Origin of the sequence: Streptomyces ossamyceticus (assembly GCF_001418475.1) — a bacterium.
Lineage (GTDB): Bacteria > Actinomycetota > Actinomycetes > Streptomycetales > Streptomycetaceae > Streptomyces > Streptomyces ossamyceticus.
On sequence record NZ_LIQX01000526.1, the window covers coordinates 1 to 9957 of the forward strand.

Here is a 9957-nt window from a genome sequence, read left to right on the forward strand (position 1 = left end):
GTGCGGGAGTTGGGGCGTACGGTGGGGGCCGCGGAAGAGGGTCCGTGGGGGCCTCCGGTGGATCGGAGTGCCGCCTGGAGGGCCATCCCATTGATCCCGTAATGTGGCTTTCGTCGTCAGGTCGGCGTGAGGCCGGCCATCAGACGCGGCTCTTGGGGAAGGGACTCTTGGACTTGATGGAGCGCACCGTCGTCCGTTGTGCCGATGGGCACGTGTTCAGCACCGCTTCGTTCCCGATGCAGCAGGCCGAGCGACTCGGCCCCGGCCGGCTCATCCGTTGCCCTCGCTGCGCCCGGCTGCGCAGCGTCGTGCCGGTCGCCTTGCAGAAGCGGTAAGCGAGAAGCGGTAGGCCACAGCTGTGGTGGCGTCGGGCGTAGGCGTGCGGGGCCGGTTTCGCTAGGAGTGAGACGCGCGGTTCCCCGCCCGAATGCGGAGGGTCCGCGCGTCTTGCGTGTTCTGGAGTTGCGTATCCTCGGGGCGTGCTTCTCTCAGACAAGGACATCCGGGCCGAGATCGACGCGGGACGGGTGCGGATCGATCCGTACGACGAATCCATGGTGCAGCCGTCGAGCATCGACGTGCGGCTCGATCGCTTCTTCCGGGTGTTCGAGAATCACCGGTACCCCCACATCGACCCCTCGATCGAGCAGGCGGATCTCACCCGGCTCGTGGAGCCCGAGGGCGACGAGCCGTTCATCCTGCATCCCGGGGAGTTCGTCCTCGCCAGCACTTACGAGGTCATCTCGCTGCCCGATGATCTCGCCTCCCGGCTGGAGGGCAAGAGCTCGCTCGGGCGGCTCGGGCTCGTCACGCACTCCACCGCCGGGTTCATCGACCCCGGGTTCTCCGGTCATGTGACGCTGGAGCTGTCGAATCTCGCGACGCTCCCGATCAAGCTGTGGCCCGGTATGAAGATCGGGCAGCTGTGCATGTTCCGGCTCAGCTCGCCCGCCGAGTCCCCGTACGGGAGCGAGCGGTACGGGTCGCGGTACCAGGGGCAGCGGGGGCCGACCGCCTCCCGGTCCTTCCTCAACTTCCACCGGACGCAGGTGTGAGCGTGTCCCAGGTCCGGGAGAACCTCACGTACGAGGCGTTCGGCGCCGCCGTGCGTGAACTTGCGCAGACCATCGCTGACGACGGGTACGAGCCCGACATCATCCTCTCCATAGCCCGTGGCGGTGTCTTCGTCGCGGGCGGTCTTGCCTATGCCCTCGACTGCAAGAACATCCATCTCGTCAATGTGGAGTTCTACACCGGCGTCGGCACCACGCTCGATATGCCCGTCATGCTCGCGCCCGTGCCCAACGCGATCGACTTCTCCGACAAGAAGGTCCTGATCACGGACGATGTCGCCGACACCGGCAAGACGCTCAAGCTCGTCCACGACTTCTGCCTCGACGCCGTGGCAGAGGTCCGGTCCGCCGTGATCTACGAGAAGTCGCACTCCCTCGTGAAGTGCGAGTACGTGTGGAAGCGGACGGACGAGTGGATCAACTTCCCGTGGAGCGTCTTGCCAGTGGTACGTAAGTCGGGGGAGCCGATTACTCCGTCGAAGGAAGCACTCTGACCGTGGCCGACAGGGGCCAGGAGCGAGTGCGAGGGAGTCGACGGTTCCGGGAGGCCACGAGGGAGAGGATGCCATGCCGGGGCACCCACACCCCCCGGATCCGGCCGCCGGGGGTGCAGTTCGGGGTGCGGTGCCGACGGCACCGCACCCCGAACTGCGTCGGGCCGTACCCCGGCCCGGGGTGGTTCAGTCAGACTCCGCCGTCATGTCGGAGCCGTCGCCACCAGTCGTGACGGTCTCGAAGCCCTCCTTCCACTCGTCGGCGTCCACGGTGAACGGCTCGATGTAGAAGCACTGGGGCTCGTCACGGAACCCCGGAAGCGGGCGGGCCCGGACGATGCGCTCCTGGGCCTTTTCGCGGCTCGAGTAGACACCCAGGAGTTTGACGTCGTCGCCCTCCTCCTCGTCGGCCCAGAAGTCGTCGTCCGCGGCGAAGTGCCGGACCTCCGACCCGTCGGCCGGCTCGGCGTGCCTGACGTGCCACAGCAGGTAGGCGCGGTTCTGTCCATCCATCGTGATCACCTCGTGTCTCACAAGGGAGACCGCGGCCCGCTCGGCGTGTACGCCGGCGCGGGCCGCGGCTCCTCGGTTTCCCTGGGTCCTCAGGTCCTGCTCAGTTGCGGGACAGGTACTTGCGAACCTTGTTGTAGACGGATCCCGGCCCCTTCTTGAAGGGTTTCTGATATCCGCCCTTCTTCATGACCCGGTCGGTGGCAGCGTCGAGGGTTTCGTTCTTCCCCCGGCGTTGGCCCTTGGCGAAGTCGGGCACGTCGTTGCCCTTCGCCTTCCCGGATTTGCGGGCCTCCCGCCACAGGGTGCGGACCTTGTTGATGGCCCACTTCTTGCCCTTCCACCAGATCAGGCCGATGATCGCGACCACCGCGCCCACTCCGATCACGGTGAGCACCGTGCCGGCGCTGACGCCGAGGCCGGCCATGCCGACCAGGGCGACCGCCGTCATCCTGCCGTCGAGGTCGACCAGGTTGATGGGGTCGCCGCAGACGTACTCGTAGCTGTTGCAGCTGCCGCCCAGGACGGGGTCGACGGACAGGAAACGGCCGGTGGTGGGGTTGTAGAGGCGGGCCCCCATGAGGAGGAGACCGGTCGGGGTCTCGGCGGAGCGCTGCTTGGCGCCGAGCCAGCCGTAGCGGTCGGCGCCGCCGCTCTCACGGGCGTTGCCGTACTCGTCCGTGTCGATGGCGACCGGTGCCCGGCTCACGTCCAGCGGGAGCTGGAGCGCCACGTCGCCGTGGACGGTCGTGAACTGCAGCTCCGTGTCACCGGTCTTGCCGGTGATCGCGGCCAGGTCGCCGGAGACGGACGCCACGTTGCGGCCGACGGCTCCGCTCGCGGTGTCCTCGACGATCCAGCGCGGGTTGTCGCTGTCGTCGCCGTAGTGGTTGACCTTGGACCCGGTCTGGGTCCAGGTGGAGCCACTGCCGGTCTCGGTCTTGAAGGAGCGGAAGCGCATGGCGGCGTCGAGCTGCCAGGTCTGCCGCTTGCCGCCCGCGGTCTGCCGGTAGGCGAGGTCGTTGGCGTAGTAGTCGACGGTGCCGCCCGGCAGGGCGGTGGTGCGGCCGAACGCGTCGTAGGAGTAGCCGGAGTCGACGAGCCGGTCGGCGCTGTCGTAGGCGTGGGTGGTGGTGGTGCCTCCCGAGGTGGGGCAGGCGCCCGAGACCTCGCCCGTCGCGGTGGTCAGACCGGTGCGGTTCGACCTCTTGTCGAAGGCGTACGTGCGCTTGGTGCACACCTCGCCGACGGTGTCCTCGACCGTGGTCAGACGCCCGGCCTTGTCGTAGCCGTAGCGCTGGTCGGACCAGCCGGAGTGGCTGGTGGTCCGTCCCTGGGCGGAGCGGGTCACCACGTCGGTGTAGACGGTGGTGCCGTCGCTGTCGCGGGTGTAGGCCCTGGACGTCGGGGCGCCGGTGGCGTCCTCGGCGACGTTCAGGGTGTAACCGCCGGGCAGCTTCTCGGAGGTGACGGACCCGTCCGCGTCGTACGTGGCGGAGAAGTCACCGGCGACGGAGTCGCTGGCCTTGGTGACCAGTCCGCGCGGCTCGGCGCCGTGGTCGTAGGTGTAGGTGACGGTCGACGGGACGGAGTCGCTGACCTTGACCGCGCGGTCGAGCGCGTCGTAGGCGGTGGTGGTCCGGCCACCGTCGGCGTCGGTGTACGACATGAGGCGGCCGAGCTTGTCGTACGCCTTGGTGATGGTGCCCGCCGTCGGAGAGGTGATCTTGGTGATCGCCCCCGTCGCCGGGTCGTACTCCACGGTGGACTCCGGGACCGCCTGGCCGAGGCCGCCGGTCACCGTGGTCTTCAGCGGGCGGCCCGCGTCGTCGTAGGACCGGGTGGTCGTGCGCGACTGGCCGTTCGCGGTGTCGGTGACCTTGGTCGGCTGGCCGAAGTAGCCGTACTCCACGGTGGAGTCGGTCACCTCGTCGGGCCGGCTGCCGCCACCGGTGATCTTTCCGGCGGGGCCGCTCCAGCAGACCTGGTCGGCCCACTCGGGACGGCCCTTGCAGAAGCCGGTGCCGTCGGCCGCCCAGTACTCGGTGACCCGGGTGGCGGCGTCGTCGCCCGTGCCGCCGGGGGGCACGAGGTCGGTGATCCGGCCCTGTGCGTCGTACGCGGCGGTGGTCGTCAGGTTCAGGCCGCCGGAGTCCTGGATGACCAGCTTCGGCAGGCCCTTGGCCCAGTCGTACTGGGTCTCGGTGAGCCGCTTCTCACCCATGACCGAGTAGTAGTCGCGGACCCGGGCGCCGACGATCTTGAGCGTGACCTGGTCCTTGACCTTGGCCGAGCCGTCGGTGGGCCGTCCCTCGTCGTACTCGTTGACCGTCCAGGTGCGGGCGGGCACGGAGGTGTCGGCCTTGACCAGGACGGTGGTCCCGTCCTTGAGGTCCGCGGTCAGATCCATCCGGTGGAGCGGACCGAACTCCTCCATCTTCCGGGTGCCGGCCTCGTTGAACAGCGAGGTCGTCGACAGCAGGTGGGCGCGCTCGGCCGACGGCCGGGAGATGATGCCCAGACCCGTCAGCGTGTCCTTCTGCGCGTCCGTCGTGCCGAGCGCCAGCGCCCGGTTGGCCGCGCTCAGTTCACGGACGGTGTTGCCGAACCGGTCGTACTCGATGGTGCTGATGTGCTTGCCGGGCTCCGCCGTGTTGACCGTGCGGCCCGAGGCGTCGAGGTAGTGCACCTCGGCGCGGGTGTATCCGCCGCCGGTCAGGTTCGCTCCGTCGTGGGACGCGGGCACGGAGTCGGCGGGGAAGACGGCGGTGGCGTCGCTCGGGGCGTCGAGCTGCCCCCACTTCGCGACGTCGCCGCTGCCCATGGCGTGCGGCGCCTTGGCGCCGGTCAGCGGGACGCCGTAGACGACGCTGGTGACCGCATCGCCGTCGGTGGTGTCCGCCGAGCCCTGCTTCAGGGTCGGACGCGAGACGCTGAGCAGCATCCCGGCGCCGGGCGCCGTGCCACCGCCGGCGTTGCCGTAGTCGAAGGTGTACGGCAGCACGCCCGACGGCTGGTACCAGGTGACCCGGCCCTCGTCGTAGGCGTACTGGGTCTCGGCCTGCTGACCGATCCGCGGGTCCCAGTACTGACGCAGTCGGCCGGCGGAGTCGTACCGGTAGGAGGCCACGGCCGTCGAGGTCGCGGCGGCGGCGCCGGGGGCGGTGGCCCACAGCTTGATCTGCTTGACCTGGCCGGTGAAGTCACCGAAGTCGGCGTCCGTCCCGGTGCCGGTCGCCGTCGTCGCGGTGGCGTAGACGAACTCCAGCACCCGGCAGCCCTTGGTGGCCGGATCGGCCTCGCACGCGGCGGCCGTGACGGCCGAGGTGGGGGCGATGATCCGCTTGGGACGGGACAGCGTCCTGCCACCCGACGTCACGGTCTCGGAGACCACCTTGGTGGTGGTGTTGCTCAGACCGTCGATCAGGGCGGTGGAGACCTGCCACGTGGTGGCCGCCGAGCCCGCCTTGGCGAACGTGGTCACCGAGCCCTCGGTGTCCGACAGCGTGAACGTGCCGGTGACACTCCCCTTGAGGGTGAGTGCCTCGGCACCCGGCTCGGGCACCCAGCCGGTCTTCGCCGCGTTGGCGGTGAAGTGCACCGCGTCGCCCTCGGACAGCACCACGTCGACGGCGGTGTCGGAGACCCTGCGGATGTGGCTGTACTCGGAGGTGGTCTCGTCGGCGACGGTGCCGGTGACCCACTCCTTGCCGAAGATCGCGGCCTGCCCCTCCTGCGTCGCGCCCTGGTCGGGATCGCGCGAGGAAGCGGTCCGTGTCATCTCCATGCCGAAGAACGACGCGTCGGTCTCCGTCAGCGTGTAGTCACCGGTGAGCATGTTCAGCGAACCGGGACCGACCTCCGTGGTGGCCGCGCCGTCGGCGTCGCGGTCCACGACCACGGTCAACGGCTCGGTGCTGCTGGCGGCGGAGTTCGGGCCGGTGAAGTCGGCCTTGATCTGGACCGTGCCGTCGGGGTCGACGGTGCCGGTGGCGTTCCAGACCAGCGCCGCGTTCCTGCCGTTCGTGAGCCCGACGGGCCAGGCGGTCAGCGCCGTGCCGCCGGAGGTGACGTCCCCGACGGGGATCTTGGTCCAGGAGTCGGCCTCGGAGCGGCGCCACGAGAAGGAGACCTTGTCGTACTTGCCGCCCTCGGCCTCGGCGACCAGCGGAAGCCGACGCGCGGTGCGCTCGCCGTCGGCCGGCTGGAGGAAGCCGCCGGAACCGGCGTGGAAGGTGTACTCCTTTGCCTCGGACTTGTTGTCCGCCTTGTCGACGGACCGCACCTGGAGGGTGTGGGTGCCGTTCCTGGGCGGGGTCACGGATATCGCCTTGGCCGCGCCGGCGCCGCCGGTGGCGACCCTGGTCCAGGTCACGCCGTCCAGCGACCACTCCAGCCAGTTGTGGTCGCCCGAGGGCGGGGTCACGGTGAACGTGCCGGCCTGTCCGGCGCCCTTGACCCACTCGCCGGCCGGGTAGTCCGTGGACGTGATCCGCGTCGGAGCGGACGGGGCCGAGGTGTCGACGGTGAACGTCTTCCACGCCGACCAGCCGGTGTTGTAGTGCTTCCCGTCGAAGGGGTTGGTGCGGAACTTGTACGTCTTGCCGTTGCTCAGCACCCCGGACGGGACGGTCACCGACGCCGCGGACCCGGAGGCCACGTACTTGGAGACGATCACCTCGCCGACCTGGGCGTCGGTGGCGTTGTCGAAGATCTGGAAGGTGCCGTTGACCTTGTCACCGTCGGCGTCGACGAAGGTGTCGCGCAGCGTCGGCGTGGTGGTGTTCACGACGTAGGCGCCGCCGTAGGAGAAGAACGGCGGACCGGCCTCCTGCTTGGTGCCCGTCTTCGGCCGGAAGTTGTAGTTCAGCACGAGCTTCGGCGGATTGGCCGCCGCGTTCGCGGAGTTGACCCGCTTCCACTGCGCCATGGCCGACTCGCTCGTCGCGCGCAGGCCCATGTGCCCGCGGGTGGCCTTGGCCGAGGCCCACTCCTGCGCCAGCGTGCTCACGTCGGCGTTGATCCAGCCGTCCGGCTGGGAGGCGCACGAGGCGTTGCCGCGGGTCTCGGTGGAGGTGGCCTTCTTCGCCGTCATCGAGGGGCGGTTCGACCACCGGGAGGAGGTCGACGCGGCCCCGGCGGACCATACTTCCCACGACTGCGCCGCGCAGTCCGGATGGTTGCCCGAGTGGAAGTTCCACAGGCTCAGCTTTGCGCTGGTGACCAGGGCGTCGGCGATGGGGGAGGTGTTCCAGCTGATGAAGGACTGCGCCGTACGGGGCGTCCCGTCGGCGTTGGTGGTGCCCGGGTTGCCGAAGTCCAGCTCGGTGTCGGACGACCAGTCGACCGTCTCGCCCTGCTGCACATAGGTGTCGAAGACGTTCGACAGCGAGGACGTCGACGGGTCCACCGTCACGGGGTACCGGGTCTCGGGATCGGCGAGGAACTCGGGGTCGGGGGTGACCACCAGGTCGACGCCTGAGTCCTTCCCGTCCCTCTCGACCACCTTCATCGACACCGGCACCCGGCGGGTGTGCTCGCCGGAGCGCTTGTCGACGGTGGAGTCCCACATCACCGGCGCGGGCATGACGGCCCGCTTCTTGTTCTTCTCGTCGGTGAACTGCAGGCCGCCGTTCTTCAGCTGCTCGACCGTCAGTCCGCCGGTCTCCAGCGGCAGCGTGTAGGAGAACCCGCCGGCGGCCGGCTTCTCCTTGATCTCGACGTACTGCTCGAAGCCGGTGCGGGTCGCCTCGACCACGACGTCGGCGCCGGGCACGGCGTTGACGTACTCCGCCCGCGTGCCCTCCAGCTTCGGCTCCGGCAGTCCGCCCTTCCAACCCAGCGTGATCTGCTCGTCGCCCTCGCCCAGCGTCACCAGGTCGACGGCCTTCGACCCCTGCGCCGCCTTCAGCGACTTCGCGGGCGTACCCGTCCGGCCCGCCAGCCGCAGCCCGCGCGGGTGCGCCACCGGCTCCACGCCGTCACCGGACTCGCGCAGTTCCACGTCGACGTCGACTCAGTCGCCGTCGCGCTCGAAGCGCACCGGCCCGGCCGACATCTCCGTGGTGAGGCTGCCGTCCTTGTTCACCCAGGTCGTGGAGGTCTCGGTGCGCTCCGACAGCGCCTCCACCCGCTTGCCCGACAGCCGCGCCGCGACCTTCGCGGACGGGATGTCCGCGGCGGTGGTCGCCGCCTCGGGCTTGGCGGGCTTGTGCTGCGGAGCGGCCGCGGCCGGCCCCTGCAGCAGGGTCACGGCCACGGCGGCGGCCAGGCCACCCGCTGTCCAGCGCAGATATCTGCTGCGCTCATGCCAAACAGTCCTTCTCCGGAAAGGAGAGGACGATTCCCCCTGTGGTCTCAACATCCACCCGTATTCGGTTCTGAGCCGCCAAATGTAAGGCTGCTGTAAAGAATGTGGTCGATGTGAAACCTAGCTGCCGCCGGAAGAGGCAAAGGGCCTGATCATCACAAAGGGGTGTGCGGGGTTCCCCTATTGCTTCTTGTGACATGGCCCACGTGCAACGGGGGCGCGGGCAGGGGGAGTTGTGCAGTCGGCGTCATGAAGGCCGCCGGGGGCGGCTCGTGCACGGCGGTCGCGGGTACGGCCGGCGGTGGCGCCGGCGGATCGGGCGACCGACGCGGACGCGGCCGGCCGCTTGTGCCCGATCGTGGGCGGCGAGGCAGAACCAACATGGCCGAGCCGGTCACTTGCCGCATCGGAAACTCATCTCTTTCCATATCGGAAACTAGCAGCTACTCTTTCCGGTATGGAAACTCACGGGGTACGACTGACGCCGGAGCAGGCCCATGCCGCCCTGGCAGACACGGCGCAGATCCGGGCCTCCGCCGCGGCATTGTCGGCCACACCGTGGCCGAACTGGTTCTTCTTCACGCTCACGCTCTACATCGCCGCGCTTCCGATCACCTACGGAGGCGTCATGGCCGACTCGGACTGGCTACTGCCGCGCCCCGCCTGGCTGGCCATCCTGCTGACGAGTACCGCGGCGTACGTGGCGCTCTTCGCCGTGGCGGCGAGGGCGTGGCGCAACAAGACCGGAGTGGCGCTACGGTTCGACGTGCTGCCGAAGCGGGCGACCGCGCCGCTCACGGTCGGCTTGCCCGTGTTGCTGGTGGGGCCGGCGTTCGTTTTCCGCGCCACGGGACAGCCGGTGTGGCTGATCGCGGCCTCGCTGATCGGTGTCGCCGTCTCCGTCGGCTTCCACCTTGCCTTCGTCCGGCTGCACCGGAAGACCCCGTGAGCGCCGAGATCCACGATGGCCTGGAGGGTTTCGACGTCACCATCCACGCCCCGAACCGGCTTCGTATCTGCGCCCTCCTGGACGCCGCGGGCGAGGCGGAGTTCGGCCTGGTCCAGAAGCAACTCGACCTCTCCGCCTCCGTGCTGAGCAAGCACGTCACCGTGCTGATGGGCGCCGGCTACGTCGACCAGCGCAAGGCCGTCCGCGACACCCGGCAGCGAGTGTGGCTCCGGCTGACGCGGCGGGGCCGAGAGGCATATCAGGGGCACCTTGCGGCCCTGCGGGCGATCGTGGGGCCGTCGGATCCGGCTCCCTGATCACGACCTGAGCCGGATGAGTACCGCGGGGTCGGCGACAGAGCCGGCGCAGACGCATCTGCGCCAAGCCCTGGGCAGTGCGTCGACGCGGTGGCCGGGCACCGCTTCTTTGACCACTTCCCTCCGCGGTCGTGGCGCTTGCAGCGCTGGAAGGCCGGCAAGCTTCGCGGTGCGACATGGGCGCGGGTGGACGACGGGCAGGAGGGTGCGGCGGTCGGCCTCCCGCCGCAGGAACCGCCCCGTGCTGCGGTCGGTGGAGGGGTGGGTGCCCAGGAGGAAGCCCGGGCACCCACGGCACCACCGA

5 protein-coding genes and 1 pseudogene are annotated in these 9957 nt (G+C 69.5%); 4 read left to right on the forward strand and 2 right to left on the reverse strand.

What is annotated here, in order from left to right; translation table 11 throughout:
* Positions 1-479 precede the first annotated feature (479 nt).
* Positions 480-1055, forward strand: a complete 576-nt coding sequence (dcd, locus tag AOK15_RS31930) for a dCTP deaminase (protein WP_055521809.1) — start codon at positions 480-482, stop codon at positions 1053-1055.
* Positions 1052-1567, forward strand: a complete 516-nt coding sequence (locus AOK15_RS31935) for a phosphoribosyltransferase (RefSeq protein ID WP_055521810.1) — start codon at positions 1052-1054, stop codon at positions 1565-1567. The genes dcd and AOK15_RS31935 overlap by 4 nt, the downstream gene beginning before the upstream one ends.
* A 186-nt stretch (positions 1568-1753) precedes the next feature.
* On the opposite strand, the gene AOK15_RS31940 is transcribed toward AOK15_RS31935, so the two are convergent.
* Together AOK15_RS31940 and AOK15_RS31945 are read right to left on the reverse strand one after the other, a co-directional pair.
* Positions 1754-2080 carry a DUF7336 domain-containing protein gene (locus tag AOK15_RS31940; protein ID WP_055521811.1) on the reverse strand — a complete coding sequence of 109 codons (327 nt, stop codon included), beginning with the start codon at positions 2078-2080 and terminating at the stop codon, positions 1754-1756.
* Positions 2081-2528: 448 nt separating this feature from the next.
* Positions 2529-8336, reverse strand: a pseudogene (locus tag AOK15_RS31945) (RHS repeat-associated core domain-containing protein); the annotation flags it as partial.
* A gap of 508 nt (positions 8337-8844) precedes the next feature.
* Between AOK15_RS31945 and AOK15_RS31950 the strand changes: the two are divergent.
* Together AOK15_RS31950 and AOK15_RS31955 are read left to right on the forward strand one after the other, a co-directional pair.
* Entirely contained in the window at positions 8845-9336 is a 492-nt protein-coding gene (locus AOK15_RS31950) for a hypothetical protein (RefSeq protein ID WP_055521812.1), read from the forward strand.
* Positions 9333-9653 (forward strand): transcriptional regulator, encoded by a 321-nt coding sequence (locus AOK15_RS31955; RefSeq protein ID WP_055521813.1) that lies wholly within the window; start codon positions 9333-9335, stop codon positions 9651-9653. Before AOK15_RS31950 ends, AOK15_RS31955 begins: the two co-directional genes overlap by 4 nt.
* Positions 9654-9957: the final 304 nt, after the last annotated feature.

Coding starts and splice junctions, on each gene's coding strand:
- AOK15_RS31950 (WP_055521812.1), top strand. CDS start 8,845: ATGGAAACTCACGGGGTACGACTGACGCCGGAGCAGGCCCATGCCGCC.
- AOK15_RS31940 (WP_055521811.1), bottom strand. CDS start 2,080: ATGGATGGACAGAACCGCGCCTACCTGCTGTGGCACGTCAGGCACGCC.